The organism is Williamsoniiplasma lucivorax ATCC 49196, from assembly GCF_000518285.1.
Taxonomy (GTDB): Bacteria; Bacillota_I; Bacilli_A; order Mycoplasmatales; family Mycoplasmataceae; genus Williamsoniiplasma; species Williamsoniiplasma lucivorax.
The window spans coordinates 97746-118473 of sequence record NZ_JADH01000001.1 but is presented as its reverse complement, the minus strand read 5'-3'; the positions used below and the strand labels follow the sequence as shown (position 1 = coordinate 118473).

The window sequence follows — 20728 nt, the reverse complement described above, 5'->3', positions numbered from 1 at the left end:
AATTGGAAAAACACAAACCCGTTTTATTAGACGAAGCAATTAAATATTTAAAGCTTAAACCCGATGGTGTTTATGTTGATTGTACATTAGGGCGGGGAGGACATGCATCTGCAATCCTTAGTCATCTAAAAGATGGTGTACTCTATGCTATTGATCAAGATTTAACAGCAATTGAAGAATCACAAGCTAAATTAAGTCAAACCGGGAAAAACTTTCATATTTTAAATGGAAATTTTTCAAACATTGCTTCACTGTTAGCTTTAGAAAATATTTTTGCGGTTGATGGAATTTTATATGATTTAGGAGTTTCATCCCCGCAATTTGATGTTGCGCAAAGAGGGTTTAGTTATCGCTTTGATGGACCATTAGATATGCGTATGGACACAACGAATAACAAACTAACAGCAGCAGATGTGCTTAATCACAAAACTCAAGAAGAGTTAGCACAAATCTTTTGACAATATGCTGATGAAAAATTCGCCAAACAAATTGCAGCAGCAATTGTCAAAACTCGACCGCTCAACACCACTTTCCAATTAGTGGATGTGATTAAAAAAACATTACCAGCGAAAGTTTTGAGTCAAAAAGGTCATCCGGCTAAAAAAGTTTTCCAAGCTTTAAGAATTTATGTCAATGATGAAATCAATGTCTTGCAATCTTCAATTGAACAAAGTTTAAAACTTTTAAAACCAGGAGGAAGAATTGTTGTTATTACTTTCCACTCTTTAGAAGAAAAACACATTAAACAAATTTTTAAAGCAGTCACGATTAAAGAAATTGATGCCATTGCTCAAAAATTACCAATAACGATTCCAACTGATAAAGAATATGAATTAGTTATTAGAAAGCCAATTACCCCATCAAGTCTAGAACTTGAAAATAATAATCGCGCCCATAGTGCAAAGATGTGAGTCATCGAAAAAAAATAAGAAAGGATGTGAGATTATGTCAGTAAGTGTACCAGCAAGAATTTATGCTACTCTAGAAATTCGCCCCCACAAATTATTGTTTACAGTTTTAAAAGTGGTTGGACATAAAACAATGGTTGTTTTTCAAAAAACAGAGAATAAAAAAGATTTTTTAAACCATAACTTCGTTGTGAATAATGTGCAACAAACAGCAAACAAAGTTAAAGAATTTGTTGATCAATATGAACGCACACATGAAGGTTTTCAAATTTGCAAAGTGGCATTAATCTTGCCATCTGAAAAAATTCAAATCAAAGAAGCTTATGAAAAAATTAATATTGCTCTTGATGATCAACCAACACCAGTGACCAAAGACAAAATTAAACAATTAAAAAATGTTGCCTCAGCCAAACCATCAACTAACCAAAATGTAATCTTACAATCACGTAGTCTATCATGATCAGTTGACCATATGTCTGCACCTCTCAACCGGATTTGTCAGTTTTCTGGAAAAGAGCTTTCAGCAATTTTCCAGAATTATGAAATGAATAATGCGATTGTGAATAGTCATCATGAAGTTGTGGAAAAAGCAAATTTGACAATCTTATTTCTCACTCATGCGATTAATGAACTCTATCGTGTTTCGGTCAATCCGATTTCAAAAAATGCTTCAACTTTAATTATTAATTGAGGTGAAAAACAAATTGAAGCAGGGATGTTTATTGAAGGGATTATGAAAAAACATTCAGTGATTCCTTTTGGTTTAAATCAGGTATTAGAAACCGTTGCTAAACAATTAAAAATCAAAGAAACAATCGCGGAAACTTACTTGTTTAACCTCTTAAATTTTGCAAGTAATAATTTCAATGATAGTTTGGTCTTACAAACATTTTCCAAAATTGAAACATATAAAAAATTAGTTAAATACACAGGTGAAGAACTCAAAAATATTGTCACTCAAACCTTAAATACACAGTATGAAGAAATTAAAAGTATTTTTGAAATTTTTAGCAATGCTCACGAAATTATAACTTATAATTTCGGAAGTATTCAAAAAATCATTGGTGCTGAAGAAGTGTTAAAAAAAGGTAACGCGATTGCTAGTGATTATGTCTTTAACGAATTTTTTATGGGAGCAAACAATAATTATCATTTAAATATTGCTTTGGGAACAGTAAAAAGTTTAGAACAATTAAACAACATGAAAAAAGAAGATGAGGATTTGCAAACCTCGGTGGGAATTATTCCAAAACAATATGCAAAACCAAAAAATGAAAATACAATTTTCAAAAGCCCTTTGACTTTGGGCGGGGCCCAAATTCAACAACAAGGATATTTCCTGATGGATGAAGGGATCTTAATTGACAAGAAACCAATTTATAAAAAGAAAAGGATAGGATAAAAATATGGAACAAAAATTTGACCAAATCGCGAAAATTAAAGTGATTGGAGTCGGTGGTGGTGGAAACAACGCTGTCAATAGAATGATCAACGAAGGTGTGCAAGGTGTGGATTTCATTGTTGCCAATACTGATGCGCAAGTATTATCAGTTTCAAAAGCGCCCACAAAATTAATTTTAGGAGAAAAAATTTCTAAAGGACTAGGAGCAGGGGCAAATCCTGAAATCGGGAAACAAGCTGCTTTAGAATCAATTGATCAAATTAAAGAATCATTAGAAGGTGCAGATTTAGTGTTTGTCGCTGCTGGAATGGGTGGGGGTACTGGAACTGGTGCTGCGCCAATCATTGCCAAAGTTGCGCAAGAATCTGGTGCCTTGGTTGTGGCAATTGTTACAAAACCATTCCGCTTTGAAGGAAAAAATCGTAATAAATTTGCGATTGAAGGACTAACGGAGTTAAAAAAACATGTTGATTCAGTGATCGTGATTTCCAATGATAAATTATTAGAATACATTGGTGGATTACCAATTGAAGATTCATTTAAAGAAGCAGATTCAATTTTAAAACAAGGTGTACAAACAATTACTGATTTAATTGCTGTGCCTGCCGTGATTAACTTAGACTTTGCTGATGTCAGAACTGTGATGTCTAAAAAAGGCAATGCTTTATTCGGAATTGGAATTGCTGAAGGACCAGATAAAGCTGTACAAGCAGCAAATAAAGCCATCTCTTCTTCATTATTAGAAGCTTCAATTTTTGGATCAAAAGATGTGATTGTTAATATTACTGGTGGTAAAACTGTTTCCTTAAATGATGCTTATGATGCTGTTGATATTATTCAACAAGCAGCTGGTAGTGAAGATGTGAATATTGTGTTTGGAATTGCAATTAATAGTCAATTAAATGATGAATTAATTGTGACTGTGATTGCAACTGGTTTTGACCAAGCCGACGTGCAACAGCAACAACAAAACACTATTTTGGAATCACAAAGAAGACAAGTGATTAATACAAATAATTTTGATATTGAATCATTGAAACAAAAAGAAAAAGTTTTTGAAAATAAACAAATGGTTGACCGCACAATCAAATTAAAACAACAATTAAATAATGAAGTGGATGAAGAGGATGATGACTTCCCAACATTCTTGAAGTAAGGTGTATATGAAAAAATTTCTTAATCTTTTTAAACATAAAACAGAACAACCAATTGTTCATAACCAATTTTCATCAAATTCAATTCATGACAATGAAGATTTTGCAACTTTTCGTGAAGGTGTGCAAACTCAAGAACAACAAGCAGCTTCAACAATTCAAAAAGATGTTAAACGTAAAACTCCCATCTTTACTCCCACATCTTTTTCAACAATCAGACCGATTGTTGATGAATTAATTGAATATAAAATTGTTTTAGTGGATCTTTCACGCTTATCACCAACTGATAAAGTGCGCACCATTGATTTTATCACTGGTGTAATGTACGGATTAGATGGCGAATATAGCAAAGTTGAAAATAAAATCTACAAATTCATTACAAGAAAATAATTTAAAAAACCATCTAAATATCGATGGTTTTTTATTGTGTAAAAAATTCTTCAATTTTTTTCCCACATTTCCACAAAAGATGTATTACAATGTATATACATGAAAAAACACTCATGAAAAACTGAGCAAACGATGTTTTTGCTTTATTTTCTATCGGTATTTACTAATTAAAAATGAAAAAAAATGTGTTTTAACATGCAAATATGGAGGAAAGCAAAAATGTATAATGTAAATCAAATTACAGAATTAAATGCAGACATTAAAAAGAATTTTAAAAACATTTTTCCGATTGAAGAAGGATTTAAACTACACTTTGAAGGTGTTTCAAGAATGGTCATGTTAGACCGCTATTCACAAAAAGATGACACTTTAAAAACTTTAAAAGTCGGAGATTTAGTGATTACTATTATTAAAAATGATCCCAATTTTCCAACTCGTGGAATTGGTCAAGTGATTGAAAAAAAAGAAGATGGTAAATACTTAATTAAGATTGAAGATCAATATGTTGGTTTTATTTCTAATGAATTTAAAGTGGATCCAAAAATTAATAATTTAATCATTAAAGACAAAGGGTCTTTAATGAAACCTTTAGAATTGTATTTTGAACAAATTGCTCGTCGTGTGGCAAAATATCTTGGACAAGAAGAAACTGAGGCGATTCAAAAAGCATTTGCCTACGAATTAGAAACATTGAACTTTATTCCAGCTGGAAGAGTTTTATATGGAGCTGGTTCAAATAAACAAGTGACATTTTTCAACTGTTATGTAATGCCATATATTCACGATAGTCGTGAAGGAATTGCTCACCACCGTGAAAAAGTGGCAGAAATTATGAGTCGTGGGGGAGGAGTTGGAACTAATGGTTCAACTTTAAGACCAAAAGGAGCTGCTGCTTTATCAGTGGGAGGTTCTTCATCAGGAGCTGTTTCTTGATTAAATGACTTGTCTCAATTAACACACTTAATTGAACAAGGTGGATCAAGACGTGGAGCACAAATGATTATGCTTGCTGATTGACACCCAGACATTATTGAATTCATTATTTCTAAAATGCAAAATGTGCGTTCATTACTTTTTGTCAAAAAACATTTTAAATCTGAACATATTCAAAATGAAGTTAATAAAAAATTAAAATTCAAAAGTTTTGATGAAACACAAAGAAAAATTTATGAAAATGTTTTACAACATAGTTATTCATTTGACCAAGCATTTGTCAATGAAGTCAAAGAAAAATTGTTAAGTGGTGGAGAATATGAAGTTGTTCATCCAGAATTTTTAACTGGAGCAAACATTTCAGTCGCTATTTCTAACAAATTCATGGAAGCTATTGAAAAAGGTCAAGAATGAGAATTGAAATTCCCAGATAACTTAGCATTTGATGCTGATCAAAAAAAAGTTTATGAAACAGAATGAGAAAAAATTGGGAATGTTTTTGAATGAGAAGCAATGGGTTTACCAACCAAAACATTTAGAACAATTCCAGCTAAAGAATTATGAGAGTTAATTAACTTCTGTTCAACTTATTCAGCAGAACCAGGAATTTTCTTCATTGACAAAGCTAACGAAATGACTAATGCTCGTGGTTATGAGCAAAGAGTTGTCGCCACTAATCCTTGTGGTGAACAACCACTAGCACCATATTCAGTATGTAATTTAGGGGCAATTAATTTAGCTAACTTTGTTGATAAAAAAACGGGTGAAATCTTAGAAGATAAATTGAAACAAACTGTCACAACTTGTGTCCGCTTACAAGATAATATTATTGATGCTACGCCATACTTCTTAGAAGAAAATCAAAAACAAGCACTTGGTGAGAGACGTGTCGGAATGGGTGTGATGGGCTTACATGACATGCTAATTTGAGCTGGTGTCAGATATGGAAGTCCAGAAGGAAATGCAATTGTGGATCGTGTTTTTGAAATTATTACCACAACTGCTTATCGTGCTTCAATTGCTTTAGCTAAAGAAAAAGGGAGTTTCCCATTCTTAGGCGACCGCCAAAAATTTGTTCAATCAGGATTTATCAAAACCTTACCAAAAGATATTGCTGCAGATATTGTGCAATACGGAATTAGAAACTCGCACTTAATTACAGTTGCACCAACCGGATCAACTGGAACAATGGTTGGGGGTTCAACTGGATTAGAACCATACTTTGCCTTCTCATATTTCAGAAGTGGAAGATTAGGTAAATTTATGGAAGTAAAAGTCCCTTTGGTTGATAAATGATTAGACGTGCATCCAGAATACAAAAATAAAAACTTACCAGATATTTTTGCAACAGCGATGAATTTAAGTCCCGTTGAACATGCTGATGTACAATGTATTATTCAACGTTGAGTTGATTCATCAATTTCAAAAACAGTTAATGCTCCCAAAGGATATCGTGTTGCTGATGTTGAACAAATCTATATGTATTTATATAAACATGGTGCTAAAGGTGGAACAGTTTATGTTGATGGAAGTCGTGATACGCAAGTCTTATCTTTAGAAAAAGAAGAAAACTTATTTAGTGAAGAATTCACTAAATCAGGAACTGGAGTTGTTGTTGACAATGAAGATTTTAAAGATGAAGACACAATTAGAATTGGGACAGAAATTGGTGATACTTGTCCAGTTTGTCAATTAGGAACTTTAATTGATAGTGGTGGATGTGTCACTTGCAACAACTGTAATGTCCAATTAAAATGTGGTCTTTAATTAAATTAACCAATTAAAGAAACATAATTTATAAATAAAACAAAAAAACCAATTTTTGGTTTTTTTGTTGGCTTTTATAAAAAAATAAATTAAAAAAAAGAATATAATAAACAAAGTAAGGGAGAAATAATTAATGGCTGAAAATTCATCATTTGCAAGAACTATGATCAATATGTTGAATTCCCATTATTCTCCGACAGTTTATCGCCGTGAAGATGGTCGTGATATTAGATTAAACATTATTAAAATGTTTAATCTAAATCCTGTGAATTTTAATTCCAATAAAAAATTAAATATTGATTATTGAAAGCTAACAAATAATGTAACTTTTGCCTCGAAAGATGGAATTAAAATTGCAGCTTCTGTTTGTTTAAATGAAAAACCTTCCAACAAATGAATTGTCGCAATGCATGGTTATAATTCTTCGCGATTTGAAGTGCTATATTTAGTCTGACACTATCGTGAATTGGGTTATAATATTATTACTTTTGACTTTAGAAATCATGGTGCTAGTGAAAATGATGCTGTCACTTGAGGATTTAAAGAAAAATGGGATATGATTGCAACTATTGAATGGTTGATCAGTGCATATCAAGTTGATGAAATGGGACTAATCGGCACTAGCATGGGTGGTTTTACCTTAAATTATTTTAGTTTAACTGAACCAGAATTAATCAAAAAAGCCAATATTAGATGGGGAATTTCTGATTCGGCTTATATGTCTGCTCCAAAACAATTAGAAAAAATAGTTTATGAGAATTCACCAAAAATTTTAAAAAATTTTGGTAAAGAAACTTTAAAAAATATGATGAAGATTTATGAAAAAGAATATGGTGCCGATTTAACTAATCTAGATTACCTATCCATGATCAAACCAAAAGAAAAACATTTTCCAATTTTGTACATTCATAATCGTGGTGATCGAATCACCAACTATTTAGATAGTTTTAGGATGTGAAACACAAAAAATAATTTGGAAGAAACAACGATTAATGAATTAATCATTTTTGATGGAACCCATCATACAAAAGCTATGATTGAACACACAAAAGAATATAAAGAGAAAAGCCTACTTTTTGTTAGAAAACACGAGAAAAAATAAATATGGAAAAAACAATTGATCAAAATAATCATGCAGATGATAATACTTTAGTTGTGGTACATAACCTTTCTAAAAGTTTTTTACATGGAGTTTGGTCGATTAAAAAAGTCAATTTTAAAGTTAATCGTGGTGAAGCGATTGCTTTGGTTGGAAATAATGGTGCTGGGAAAACAGTTTTAGGAAAATTGATTGGGAATGTGATTCAACAAACAAGTGGCATTATTGATTACTTTTTTAAAGAACCAAATATTTTTAAAGCGATTGGTTATCAATCAAGAGAACAATCATGACCAATTGGTTTCAAAGTTAAGGATGTGATTGATTTATACAAGGCCATTTATGATGTTCAGGACAAAGCTTGAATCGCCAAATTAATTGATACTTTTGGTTTTGAACAAATTATGGACAAAAAATTATCGAAGTTAAACATTTTAAGTTTACAAATGTTTGCTTTATTTTTAGCATTTTTATATAAACCTGAATTAATTGTGATTGATGAGTTTTCTTCATCTGTTGATTTCGAACATAAAATGAAAATTCTTAATTTATTAAAAGAATATAAAAATCAAGGCGGAACCATTATTATCATCCAACCTGAAGACTTTATTTTGAATGCATTATGTAATCGCATTATCACTTTAAATAAAGGTGAAATGCAAGACGATTCCTCATTACGTGGAATCGTCAAAGAACATGGTTCAACTTTTGAATATATTCGTAAATTAGCTGAAGAAGCTAAAGAAAATAAACGCCGTGTGGCTACTAACCGTAGCTTTCAAATTTTATTAAAAAAATTCCGCACAGCTTTTAAAGAATTAGAAGCTGTTTATAAAAATAATTTCCCTGATCATGAAGGTGACAAAATTAATATTCAAATTAAAAACACTTTTTATCAACTTCAATTAACTGAAGAGCAACTAGCTAAAACATTTAGTGAAATTTTAATTCAAAAAAATATTAATCAAGCAATCAAAGAATTAAAACAAGCTTTAAAAGAATTAACCCAAACAATTTATACAGTTAAAAAACATATTAAAAATAATCCCAAAGAGAAAAAGTATAAAAACATTGTTTTAGAATTAGAAAAAATGGCAACTTTTATTGAAAAGAAAGTTTTATTGATTTTTGAAAATGATGAGTTATTCAGCATTGAAGAAACTGAAGAAGAAGTATCATCATTGGAAAAAAAACAATTGCGAATTTTGAAAAAAAAGTACATCAAAGAAGAAATCAAAATTATTAAACTAGAACGTAAATTAATCAAGAAAAATAAAATTGTTGGTCAACGTTTAGAAACCCTAAATCATGTGGAACATAAAGATGTTTTAAGTGCTTTACAACAAAGTGTCGATGAAGAAACGATCATTTTAAACAACGATGAAGAAATTAAAATTCTTAAAAATCCAACCGCTGAAGATTTACAATCAACAGTGACTCTGAACACCATTAAAACTAAACCATTACCTAAAGATGATGATGAAGGTGATGACTAATGAAAAATAACTTTTCCTTAATTGCGATCTTTTGAAAAATCCAATGAAATAATTACAAAAATGATTATGCATCAATTACTTTAGGTTTTGTTTTAACAACAATTATGGTTTTTTGTTGATTAATGTTTAAACCAAAAAATGGGTTGTTCACAGCCGACCCATTTATTTTAGCTTCAGGAATTGGGATTACCACAATTAGGAATGCTCAATACAATTTATCTAATGTTCTTGGTGATTGGCGATTTAAAGGGACGTTAACTAAGCTGAAACAAACACCATTATCTAAAGGTATTGCTTTCTTTTCTATTTTAGCTTTTAATTGAGCAATCAACTTTGTTATTATCACTTTAATTTTTATTATGGGAATGATGTTTCCAGAACAACGACGCTTAATTCAATTTGTTGATTGAACCGTTTTTCTTTCGGGACTTTTTTTGCATATTATTATGTGTTCTTTACTAGGGATGCTTTTACAATTTTGAATAAAAAGTCGTGATTGAAAACAAGTTTTTTGTTTAGTTTGTTATTTTGGAGCAATGTATTTATTAGGTTTAGGAATTCCATGAAAAGTAGTTGGCAATGTGCCTTGATTAAATTATTTACTTTACATTGCCCCACAAAGATATACCATCACTTTAATGCAAAGCGGTTGAATCGGGAAAGCTTATCCTAATTTAGGCATGCCGGTTGTTGGGGATGGTAAGTGGCATATGGGGGATGGTCATGATTTTCCTGGCAGTGTTGATCCTGATTCTTTTTTAGCTAGTGCTGGGTTTGGATTTGGCCACCATTTATGATTAGTTTATCTGGCTATTTTTGCTTGATTTGCTTTAATTTGTTTAATCATTTATTGAGGGTATCGTCGACAAAATATTTTTAATTCCCGCGGAATTAAAAGTTATCAAGGTGTGAATAAAAGAATTCTTTATATCAATCAAATCAAAAAAACCCAAAGTTTAACTGAGTTAAACCAAGTGATTAATCAAATTAATTTAGAAGCTAAAAATGAAAAAGAAAAATTAAAAATTAAAAATGCGCGATATAAAAAACCTAAAAAGGTGGTGCGGTAATGGAGAATAAATCATTTTTAAAAAATTGCAGAATCTTAGGTTTGCTTTTAAAGATTGAATGTAAAAATTGGTTTGAAGGACCAATGAATTTAATTCTTGGTTTTGGGATTGCTTTGTATACAATGGTCATCTGATTAGTTTTTAAAGATGCTGATCCATTTTTATTAGTTTCCGGGATTTCAATTGGAATTATTCGTAATGGCATGTTTATTTACACGAGACATTATAATGAGTATCGTGATGCTGGGATGGTTAATCGTTTAAATCAAACTTCGATTCCGAATTATATTCGAGCCTTAGCTTCCATTTTCTTTAATTTAATTACGACTTTAGGTGTTTCGATCATTATGTTTTTAGTCGGAATCACTTTCTTCTCGGCTCAACGAGAATTGGTTAGTCGAGCTAATTGGGGTGTGGTTTTAACAGCATTGCTTTTTGTTTGAATGACATCTTTTGCAGTGGGATTATTTATTTTTACATTTATTAAAAATTCGATTCTTTCGCAAATGATTGTCATTCTAATTTATGCCACATCAACATACTTTTTAGGTTTAGGATTTCCGATCGATGTTATTTTAAATCCTGATTATCATTGATTTGGTTATATTCTCTATTTATGGCCACATCGCTATGCCATCAACCTTGCCCAAGCTGGCTTTGCTAATGATGCAAGTAGTGGTTCCATATTAATTATTAAAGATATGGTTGTGACTCATGAACGAACCATTTCTGTTGATTTTGGCTTTGATGGTAAGTTGTGACTAGCTTATTTAGGGGCTGTGATTGTGCTTGTGATGTATTTATCAATGTCAGTCATCAAAATTATGAAAGAACTCCAATTCCATCGTAAAAATCAATATGGATTATTTGTGATGACAGAATCTTCATCAAAATATATTCACCAAATTAAAACAGCCACAACAGTCGCTGAACTAAAAGCTATTCATCGAGAACATACCGATGAAATTAAAACAATTTTCCCAGCATTAACTCAACATTATAATGGAAATATGCATAAATTTAAGTTAACTAAAAAATTGTTTAAAAGCAAAACCACTAAATAGCAACCAGATGTTTTTCTTGTTGTTAATTTTATAAAAAACCCATATGTTATAATATTTTAAATGTTAATGAGAGGACACCTATGAATAATAAATATAAAGACACCTTAATCCTTGGTTCAACTAGTTTTGATATGCGAGCTGGTCTGAAAGATAAAGAACCAACAATTCAAAAATTTTGAGCTGAACACCAAATTTATCAGCAAAAAATTAAGAGTAATCAAGACAAGCCTTTATTTATGCTTCATGATGGTCCGCCATATGCCAATGGTGATTTACATATTGGTCATGCTTTGAATAAATCATTGAAAGATTTTATTGTGCGTTGAAAAAATGCTAGTGGATATCATGCTCCTTTTATTATGGGTTGAGATACTCATGGTTTACCAATTGAAACAGCTGTCACTAAGACTGGGGTTGATCGTAAAAGCATGGATGCGGCTAGTTTTAGAGAACTTTGTCATCAATACGCTTTAGAACAAATCCAAAACCAAATCAATCAATTTACACGTTTAGGAATGTTTACCGATTATGCGACTAATTATTTAACATTGCGTCCAGATTATGAAGTTTCAGAATTAAAACTTTTTGCCAAAATGTTTAATGATGGTTTAATTTACAAAGCGCTAAAACCAATTTATTGATCACCATCATCTGAATCAGCCTTAGCTGAATCAGAAATTGAATATCGTGATATTAAATCACCAACGATTTTTGTGGCCACAAAAATCGTTGAAAATGCACAATTACCTCAAGATACACATTTAATTATTTGAACAACCACTCCATGAACAATTCCTGCAAACCAATTAATTGCTGTTGGTGAACAGATGAATTATGCAATTGTGAAACCAGCAAATGACACTCGTCATTTTATTGTTGCAACAAGTCTTGTTCAGCAAGTTGCTGAACAAATTGGTTGAACTAATGTCCAAGTTGTTAGCCATTTGCAAGGTCATGACTTAATTAATTTGCAATATGAACACCCTTGATATGAAAATCAGTTTTCAAAAATTGTTGCTGGACATCATGTAACTGATGAAGCTGGATCTGGAATTGTCCATGTTGCTGGTGGATTTGGTGAAGATGATTATATGATTGCTAAAGCTCATGGCTTAGAACCATTTGCCCCAATTGATAACCAAGGTAAATTTACCCCAGAAGTTGCTGATGCGACTTTAGAAGGTCAATTTTATGAAGATGCCAACAAAATTGTGGGAATGAAATTACAAGCTAACAACAAGTTATTAAAATTAAAATTTGTCACGCATTCATATCCACATGATTGAAGAACTAAAAAACCAGTTATTTATCGCGCCACTTTACAATGATTTGTTGGTTTAAACAAAGCTAAAAAACAAATTTTAAAACACGTTGATGAAATTCAAACTAGACCTAAATGAGCCAAAGAAAGACTTTACCAAGTCTTAGATGATCGTACTGATTGAACAATTTCTCGTCAAAGATTATGAGGGGTACCAATTTTAGGGTTTTATGATCAAAAAGATGAGTTAGTTTTAAATGTTGAAATTTTAAATCACACAATCGCAACCATTGAAAAATTAGGCATTAATGCTTGATTTTCAGAACCAGCCGACACTTTCTTACCTGATGCTTATCAAAACAAAGGTTTAAAAAAGGAAAAGGATATTTTAGATGTTTGGTTTGACTCTGGAAGTAGTGCGATTGCTTTAGAAGAAAGATTCCCTGAATTCAAACGTCCATACGATATTTATTTAGAAGGAAATGATCAATATCGTGGTTGATTTAATGCATCGATGATTAATTCGGTTGTTTATGATGATAAAGCACCATACAAAACTTTAATTTCTCATGGAATGACCACTGATGAAAAAGGTGGAAAAATGTCTAAATCACTTGGTAATGGGATTGATCCTATTGAATTTTCAAATGATTTAGGAGCTGATATTCTCCGTTTATGAGTTGCATCAACTGATTATACTGACGACCAAAAAATTGGTCCAGAAATCATCAAGCAAGTTAGTGAAACTTACCGAAAAATTCGTAACACCATGCGTTTTATCTTAGCTAATTTAGCAGATTTTAATCCAGCAACAGATTATCAAAAAGAATTAAGTAGTGTTGATAAATTTGCTCTGCATAATGCCACAATCTTTAAAAATCAAGCAGCACAAGCTTATGATCATTACCAATTTAACTCAGTTTATAATTTAACCATTAATTATGTGACTCGTGATTTATCTTCATTTTATTTAGATTTTATTAAAGATATTTTATATGTTGAAGGTAAAAATAGTCTTCGAAGAAGACAAGTACAAACTGTTTTATTTGAACAACTATGAGTTTTAATTGATATATTAAGACCAATTTTAGTTCATACGATTGAAGAAGTTTATCAAGCATTACCTTGAATAAAAACTGCAGCATCTGTTCATTTATTAGATAATAAAAAATTAGACCAAAGCCAAACCGATGATTTTATTGAGATGTGAACTAAAATTTTAGATTTAAAAACTGATATTAATAAAGCTTTAGAAGAAGCTAAAAACAACCAAGTAGTTTCAAAAAGCTTTGAAGCACTAGTTGAATTAGAGTTAAAAGATGATTTAAAAACCATCTTAAATTTTATTAGCATCGAAGAATTAGCCCAAGTTTTAATTGTTTCAAAAATAGTGTTAACTCCCAAAACCAATGATTTTGTCGAACACAAACATGCTTGAATTAAAATTCAAGCAAGAAAAGGTGAGAAGTGTCAAAGATGTTGAGCGATTTTTGAAACATTAAAAGATGCTGAAATTTGTCAACGTTGTTTTGATGTTGTAACTAAATAAAAAGGAGAATTATGTGATTAAACTTTGTTGAAAGAATCAAACACCACGAGTATAAGTGAAAATTTAAGTTGGTAGCTTGCCTACCGCTATTTTCTGTTTTAGTGGCCATTGATTGAATTTCTAAATGGTTAATTAATGCTTATATGCATCAAGGTGAATCAATTACGATTATTAAAGGTCTTTTAACTTTTGATTATGTAATTAATCCTGGTGCTGCCAAAGGGATGATGGATGGCAATCCAACATTCGTCATCACGATGGCCACCATTTTGACAATTTTAATTTTTACAGCAATCATTTTTATCAATGATAAAAAATGATTGATTGGTTTAACAATTTTTATTTCTGGAAGTTTTGCTAATCTATTAGCACGTGCTTGAGCACCGATGGTCACAGTTGGTACACATCTTGGTGTGATGGGAGGAGTTGTCGATTTTATTAAAATTGAGCTACCGATTTTTGGACTTGATAATTTTATTTTAAATATTGCTGACATTTGAGTTAGTCTCGCAATTGCTTACTTGGTAGTTTGTGTCTTGATTGATATTGTCAAAATGTTTGTCCAAAAATCACATAGTAAAAAATCTAAATCACATCAAGATCAAGCTTCAGACCAACCTGAAGCTCCGACCCCCAATAAAGAAGGATAATTATGGAAAAAATTGAAATTATTAAAGCCGAAGAAAATCACAAAAGATTAGATATCTTTTTAACAGAAGTGTTAAAAGGTTCTTTTGATTTTTCACGTTCAATGATTCAAAAAATCATTGAAAAAGGCAATGTCAGCATTAATGATCAAGTGGTTGTGATTGCTAAAAAACCAATTGAAGCTCATGATGTCATTCAAATTGTCATTCCTAAACCAGATCAAACTGATCTTCAACCAGAGCAACTAAATTTAAAAGTTGTTTATGAAGATGAACATTTATTAGTGATTGATAAAGCTAATAATATGGTTGTCCATCCTGGAGCTGGCAATCAAAGCGGGACTGTGGTCAATGGTTTATTAAGCCAAATGAAAAATTTAAGTTCAATTGGGGGTGTGGAAAGACCAGGGATTGTTCATCGTTTAGACAAACAAACCACAGGGCTTTTAATTGTAGCTAAAAATGATAAAACACATCGTTTATTAACTAACATGCTTGTTGATCACCAAATTTATAAAGAATATATTGCCTTAGTTTGGGGTGAGTTTGAAGAAAATGAAGGAATTATCGAAGCACCAATTGGACGTCATGAAAATGACCGTAAAAAAATGGCTGTCACCCATACTAATTCCAAATATGCCAAAACTAATTTTAAAGTTTTAGAAAGATATACCAATGCCACTTTATTGCAATTATCAATTGAAACTGGGAGAACTCATCAAATTCGTGTGCATTTAAATTTTATTAAACACCCCGTGATGAATGACCCACTTTATGGTCGTAAAACTGAAAAGCCAACCGCTTTTGGACAATACTTACACGCAGCTAAATTAGTGTTTATTCACCCAATTACAAAAAAGGAAATCCTAGTAGAATCACCACTACCAAGTGAATTTAATGATATGATTAATAAGATAAAAAGGGATGGTGCATAATGGATATAAATTACAAAGATATTAAACATGCCTTTAAGAATTTTTTTATTCGCGAAGAGAGATATAAAAAAATTACTAAAAATAGTCAGAATGCAATTTATTTTTATTCTTCAACAAATGATATTAATGTGATTAAATTATCAAATATCAAACTAGAACCTGGAACAACTGATTTCTTTTTAGAAAAATTATTGTTGAAAATGAAAATTTCTGAACACCACAAACCAAAATTTTTAAACTTAATTGTGAATGCTGAATTAGCTAATAATTTTGTTAAAGATGACAATGGTAACATCGAAATTGTTGGAAGTTTTGACTTTGTCAAAACTACTTTACGTGATTTTTTTCCAAAAATTACTAATCTAACCATGGAAAAATCAACTAGCTTTTTTAACCAACAAAATATGGTGAAAAACCAAGAAGAAAATGAAGATATTGGTGAACTTGATTTGGAAAAAATCACTAAATCTGTTTCTTCTTTAATTGCCAGAACTTCACCAAATAAATTAATTTTTACTTGATTTGTTTTAGCAGCTGCAGTTTTAACTCCGATTGTTTGGTTATCATTATCAATTATGTATAATTTAAACAACTATACTTTAGATGGCATTTTTGGAGTGCATAGTTTATTTTCTGGTGGAACCACTTTATCTTTAACAATTGATGGTGGTCAATGATGACGAATTTTTACATATGGATTTGCCTTACCAACATCACAAATGTTTTCTAACATTTTTGTGATTGGATTTGGAGGGATTGCACTTTATACAGCTTTAAAATTTTCAGAAGCAACAATTAAAGCTTGAAAATTATTATTGGTGATGTTAATGGCTTATATCATGACTGGACTATTTGTTTCTGTGATGTTCCCAATGCAAATCACTGCAGGAATTTCTAACATCACAGCTATTGCAGTCGGGACCTTAATTATGAGTGTCGCTGCTGATAGTAAAGTCACTTCTAAATTTATTAAATTAAAAATGATTTGACCAGTTCTAATTCTAATTTTAATCACTATGATGAGTGGTGGAGGTAAAGAAGACTTCATCGCTATGGGAGTTGGATTAGCAAGTGGTTCTGCTTTAATGGCTTTAATGCCATTAAAAATTGAACAATCAATGATTACTAAAATTGGTGCGTTAGTTATTTTGCTTGCTTTAATTATTGTCCCAATTATCTTTATCTTTATTAGAGAATTCACTCCAGCTACAGATATTAGAGTACTTGACACACTAGAGGCTTATATTAGAAATGGATTAATGTCTAAAAAAACAGCAGCAGACATTGTTGCTAGAATCGGTTGGGTTTATTATTTCCCTGGTAATCTTTAAAATAGTGATCAAACAAAGTCAGAAAAGAGTAGGTTGCAAATGAAACGTAAAGAATATTTAGATTGAAAAACATATTTTATGACAGTTGCTAAAGCATCTGCCATGCGTAGTAAAGACCCATCAACTCAAGTTGGGGCCGTTGTTGTTAATCGTTTGCAACAAATTGTTTCGACTGGGTATAATGGTTTTCCACGTGGTATTAGTGATGATGATTTTCCATGAGAACGTGAGGGGGATTTTGTTAATACAAAATATCCTTATGTGGCTCATGCTGAATTAAATGCTGTTGTTGCTTCACGAACTGATTTAACTGGTTGTGAATTATATGTGACTTTATTCCCTTGTAATGAATGTGCTAAAATTTTAATCCAAGCCGGAATTAGCAAAATTTATTTTATGGATAATAAATATGACAACGAGCCAAATGTGATTGCTTCTAAACGCATGTTAGATGCCGCCCAGATCAGTTATGAATTATTACCTGATTTAAAGATTGAAATTTTAATTAATGACATAAAAATGGACTAAAGTCCTTTTTTTATTATTCCTTTTTAAGGGTATAATTAAAAATATAAAAGAATAGTTAAGGAATAAAATATGATTTTTGACAAACAAAATAAACATTTTTTAGAATGAAGTACTAATCCAACTATGGATCCAGAACTGCAAGATTTGTTAGCCAATGCTAGTGATGAAGAATTAAATGCTGCTTTTAATTTGGAATTAGAATTTGGCACAGCTGGAATTAGAGGAATTTTGGGAGCAGGCCCAGGTCGCTTTAATGTCTATACAATTAAAAAAGTAACAATTTGCTTAAGCAAATTGTTATTGAGTAAATACCCTGACAGATTAAATGATGGTGTCGTAATTGGTCATGATAATCGTCATAATTCTAAAGAATTTGCTCAGTTAGTTGCTGAAATTTTAACTAGTTTTAATATTAAAGCTTATTTATTTGCAAACAATGCCATGAAACCAACCCCGTTGGTTTCATATGCTACTAAAAAATTAAATGCCATTGCTGGGGTTGTGATTACTGCTAGTCATAATCCAGCTGAATATAATGGATACAAAATTTATGATCCGTTTGGATGCCAATTAATGCCAGAAGATACTGATGTCATTGCGACAGAAATGGATAAAATTACTGATATTTTAAATTGAAATTATCAAACTAATCCTGCTTTAATGACCACAGTGGCTAATGAAATTACCAAAGCATATGAACAAATGATTGCTGATTTACAATTTTATCCAAATGAAACTGCTTCCAAAAAACAAACTAAAATAATTTTTTCAGCAGTGAATGGAACTGGAACTGAATTTACCCCAGTTTTATTAAGAAAGTTTGGCTATGATGTCATTGAAGTGGCAGAACATGCTTTTGAAGATGAAACATTTAAAAATGTTGGAAATCCCAATCCAGAATTTGCACCAGCCTGAATCATCCCTTTACAATATGGAGAAAAACATGATGCAGATATCATCATTATTAATGATCCAGATGCTGATCGCATCGGGATTGCTGTCAAACATGATAAGCAATGAGTTCGCTTAAATGGGAATGAAACAGGACCATTGTTAATTCAATGAAAATTATCTCAACAAAAGAAATTTAATAAATTACCAGTTAATCCTGCTTTATATTCAAGCTTTGTGACTTCAGATTTAGGAGATCGTATTGCTCATGAAACTTATGGAGTAGAAATTATTAAAACCCTCACTGGTTTTAAATGAATGGGTGATGAAATTGCTAAAGAAGCAAGTCGTGGTTTAAACTTTGTTTTTGCCTATGAAGAATCATTTGGTTATGTTTTAGATGCCTCAACTAGAGATAAAGATGGGATTCAAGCTAGTGTGGTCATTGCTGAAGCTTGTTGGTATGCCAAAACCAAACACAACAAAACACTAATTGATGTTTTAGATGATATTTATGATGAATATGGTTTTTATTTCACTGACACTGTCAATTTGAATGTTAAACCAGAAGAAAAAGCAATTAAACTAGATCCAATCATGAAACAATTAAGAACTCATGGTCTTAAAGAACTAGCTGGTTTAAAAGTTGTGAAAGTCGAAGATTACATTGACGGACTATATAATATGCCAGGACAAAATTTGCTAAAATTTTATTTTGAAGATGGATCATGATTTGCTGCTCGTCCATCGGGAACTGAACCAAAATTAAAAATTTACTTTGTTGTTGTTGATAAAAATCAAATTTCATCAAAAGACAAACAAATTAAAATGTGACAAGATTTAAAAAATCAATTAAAATTAGAAATGTAACAAAAAAGGAGAAAAAATGGGAACACCACATATTGAAGCGCAAGTTGGCCAAATTGCCAAATTTGTCTTAATGCCAGGAGATCCATTACGCGCTAAAGTAATGGCTGAAAAATATTTAACAAATCCAAAATTAGTTAATCGTGTGCGTAACATGTTTATGTATACAGGAACATATAAAGGAGTACCAATTACAATTGCTGCTTCAGGGATGGGGAATGCATCTATGGGAATTTATTCATATGAATTATTTAATGATTATGATGTTGATTACATTTTACGTGTTGGAACTTGTGGGGCATATAACAAAGATTACCGCCCCTATTCAGTTTTTAACACTAAAGATTCTTATGGCGAATCACAATTTGCTAAAATTGTGACTAGAACACATCAAGAGATTTTACCAGCTGCCAAAGAAATGTTTGACACTATTGCTGAAACTGCCAAGGAACTAAATATTCCTTTGATTAGTGGTCGTGCTCATGCCAGTGATGTATTCTACCGTAGTGATAATTCTTTAGCTCTTGCTAAAGAAAAACATTTAGATGTTGTTGAAATGGAAACATATGCTTTATTTGCCAATGCCATTAAGTTAAATAAAAAAGCTGCCGCTTTATTTACTGTGTCAGATAACTTAGTGACTGGAGAAGTGACAACGAGTCAAGAACGTGAAAGCAAATTCACCACCATGTTTGAATTAGCTTTAGAAACAGCTTTAAAATTCGTGAAATAAAAAATTGGATTAAACATCCAATTTTTTTAATATTTTTCTTGGTGTTCTTGACCATTGACAATGGCCACTCCCCCACTAGTTCCTAAACGAGTTGCTCCAGCTTTGATCATCTCTAAAGCATCTTGATAAGTTCTTACTCCCCCACTAGCTTTAACTTGACAAACATCACCAACAGTTTGTTTCATTAATTCAACCACATGGACATTAGCCCCAGCAGTACTAAATCCAGTTGAGGTTTTAACAAAATCAACTTGAGCTTCGACACATAATTGACAAGCTTTGACGATTTCTTCATCAGTTAATAAACAAGTTTCTAAAATCACTTTTAAGACATGATTTTGTGCTGCTTGTCTCACGATTTTTAGATCGTTTAAAACATCCGCATAATTACGGTCTTTCATGGCTCCAATATTAAGTACCATATCAATTTCACTGGCCCCTTGCTGAAGCGCATTTTTTGTTTCACAAGCTTTAACTTCACTTGTTGAAGCTCCTAATGGAAAACCAATAACAGTGGTAATTCCGACATTACTTCCTTTTAAAAGTTCTTTAGCTTGGGCAACGCGACTTGGATTCACACAAACTGTGGCAAAGTCATATTCTTTAGCTTCCTGGCAAATTTTGATCACATCTTGAGCAGTGGCTTCTGGTTTTAAAATCGTGTGGTCAATATATTTATTTAATAACATTATGTTTCTCCTTC

The 20728-nt window shown here is 31.5% G+C and carries 17 protein-coding genes; 16 read left to right on the top strand and 1 reads right to left on the bottom strand.

Features of this window, described 5'->3' with window-relative positions:
* Nucleotides 1-2 precede the first annotated feature (2 nt).
* From rsmH to deoD, 16 genes are all read left to right on the top strand, one after another.
* Entirely contained in the window at nucleotides 3-929 is a 927-nt protein-coding gene (gene rsmH / locus P695_RS0100550; RefSeq protein ID WP_028126387.1) for a 16S rRNA (cytosine(1402)-N(4))-methyltransferase RsmH, read from the top strand.
* Between the two features lie 16 nt (nucleotides 930-945).
* Nucleotides 946-2310, top strand: a complete 1365-nt coding sequence (locus P695_RS0100545; protein ID WP_028126386.1) for a hypothetical protein — start codon at nucleotides 946-948, stop codon at nucleotides 2308-2310.
* 4 nt (nucleotides 2311-2314) lie between these two features.
* A complete protein-coding gene (ftsZ, locus tag P695_RS0100540) occupies nucleotides 2315-3466 on the top strand; it encodes a cell division protein FtsZ (protein WP_028126385.1) in 1152 nt (383 codons plus the stop codon).
* Between the two features lie 7 nt (nucleotides 3467-3473).
* The gene (gene sepF / locus P695_RS05790) at nucleotides 3474-3854 is read left to right on the top strand and encodes a cell division protein SepF (protein WP_169728729.1); all 381 of its coding nucleotides are present in this window, start codon (nucleotides 3474-3476) and stop codon (nucleotides 3852-3854) included.
* Between the two features lie 219 nt (nucleotides 3855-4073).
* The gene (locus P695_RS0100530; protein WP_084331572.1) at nucleotides 4074-6554 is read left to right on the top strand and encodes a vitamin B12-dependent ribonucleotide reductase; all 2481 of its coding nucleotides are present in this window, start codon (nucleotides 4074-4076) and stop codon (nucleotides 6552-6554) included.
* A 133-nt stretch (nucleotides 6555-6687) separates the two neighbouring features.
* Nucleotides 6688-7656 (top strand): alpha/beta hydrolase, encoded by a 969-nt coding sequence (locus tag P695_RS0100525; RefSeq protein ID WP_028126383.1) that lies wholly within the window; start codon nucleotides 6688-6690, stop codon nucleotides 7654-7656.
* 2 nt (nucleotides 7657-7658) lie between these two features.
* Nucleotides 7659-9149 (top strand): ATP-binding cassette domain-containing protein, encoded by a 1491-nt coding sequence (locus tag P695_RS0100520; protein WP_028126382.1) that lies wholly within the window; start codon nucleotides 7659-7661, stop codon nucleotides 9147-9149.
* Entirely contained in the window at nucleotides 9149-10219 is a 1071-nt protein-coding gene (locus P695_RS0100515; RefSeq protein WP_028126381.1) for an ABC transporter permease, read from the top strand. The genes P695_RS0100520 and P695_RS0100515 overlap by 1 nt, the downstream gene beginning before the upstream one ends.
* An 83-nt stretch (nucleotides 10220-10302) precedes the next feature.
* Entirely contained in the window at nucleotides 10303-11283 is a 981-nt protein-coding gene (locus tag P695_RS0100510) for an ABC transporter permease (RefSeq protein WP_146063662.1), read from the top strand.
* Nucleotides 11284-11363: 80 nt separating this feature from the next.
* The gene (ileS, locus tag P695_RS0100505) at nucleotides 11364-14093 is read left to right on the top strand and encodes an isoleucine--tRNA ligase (RefSeq protein ID WP_028126379.1); all 2730 of its coding nucleotides are present in this window, start codon (nucleotides 11364-11366) and stop codon (nucleotides 14091-14093) included.
* Between the two features lie 11 nt (nucleotides 14094-14104).
* Entirely contained in the window at nucleotides 14105-14743 is a 639-nt protein-coding gene (locus P695_RS05185) for a signal peptidase II (protein WP_051437260.1), read from the top strand.
* A 2-nt stretch (nucleotides 14744-14745) separates the two neighbouring features.
* A complete protein-coding gene (locus P695_RS0100495) occupies nucleotides 14746-15675 on the top strand; it encodes an RluA family pseudouridine synthase (protein ID WP_028126378.1) in 930 nt (309 codons plus the stop codon).
* Complete coding sequence (locus P695_RS0100490) at nucleotides 15675-17006, top strand: hypothetical protein (RefSeq protein ID WP_028126377.1); 1332 nt, start codon at nucleotides 15675-15677, stop codon at nucleotides 17004-17006. Before P695_RS0100495 ends, P695_RS0100490 begins: the two co-directional genes overlap by 1 nt.
* A 39-nt stretch (nucleotides 17007-17045) precedes the next feature.
* Nucleotides 17046-17534: a deoxycytidylate deaminase gene (locus P695_RS0100485; protein ID WP_028126376.1), complete on the top strand. Its 489-nt coding sequence runs from the start codon at nucleotides 17046-17048 to the stop codon at nucleotides 17532-17534.
* A gap of 69 nt (nucleotides 17535-17603) precedes the next feature.
* Entirely contained in the window at nucleotides 17604-19295 is a 1692-nt protein-coding gene (locus P695_RS0100480; protein ID WP_028126375.1) for a phospho-sugar mutase, read from the top strand.
* 16 nt (nucleotides 19296-19311) lie between these two features.
* Complete coding sequence (gene deoD, locus P695_RS0100475) at nucleotides 19312-20025, top strand: purine-nucleoside phosphorylase (RefSeq protein ID WP_028126374.1); 714 nt, start codon at nucleotides 19312-19314, stop codon at nucleotides 20023-20025.
* A 26-nt stretch (nucleotides 20026-20051) separates the two neighbouring features.
* Here the strand turns inward: deoD and deoC are convergent, their stop codons facing one another.
* Nucleotides 20052-20714 (bottom strand): deoxyribose-phosphate aldolase, encoded by a 663-nt coding sequence (deoC, locus tag P695_RS0100470; RefSeq protein ID WP_028126373.1) that lies wholly within the window; start codon nucleotides 20712-20714, stop codon nucleotides 20052-20054.
* Between the last annotated feature and the right edge of the window lie 14 nt (nucleotides 20715-20728).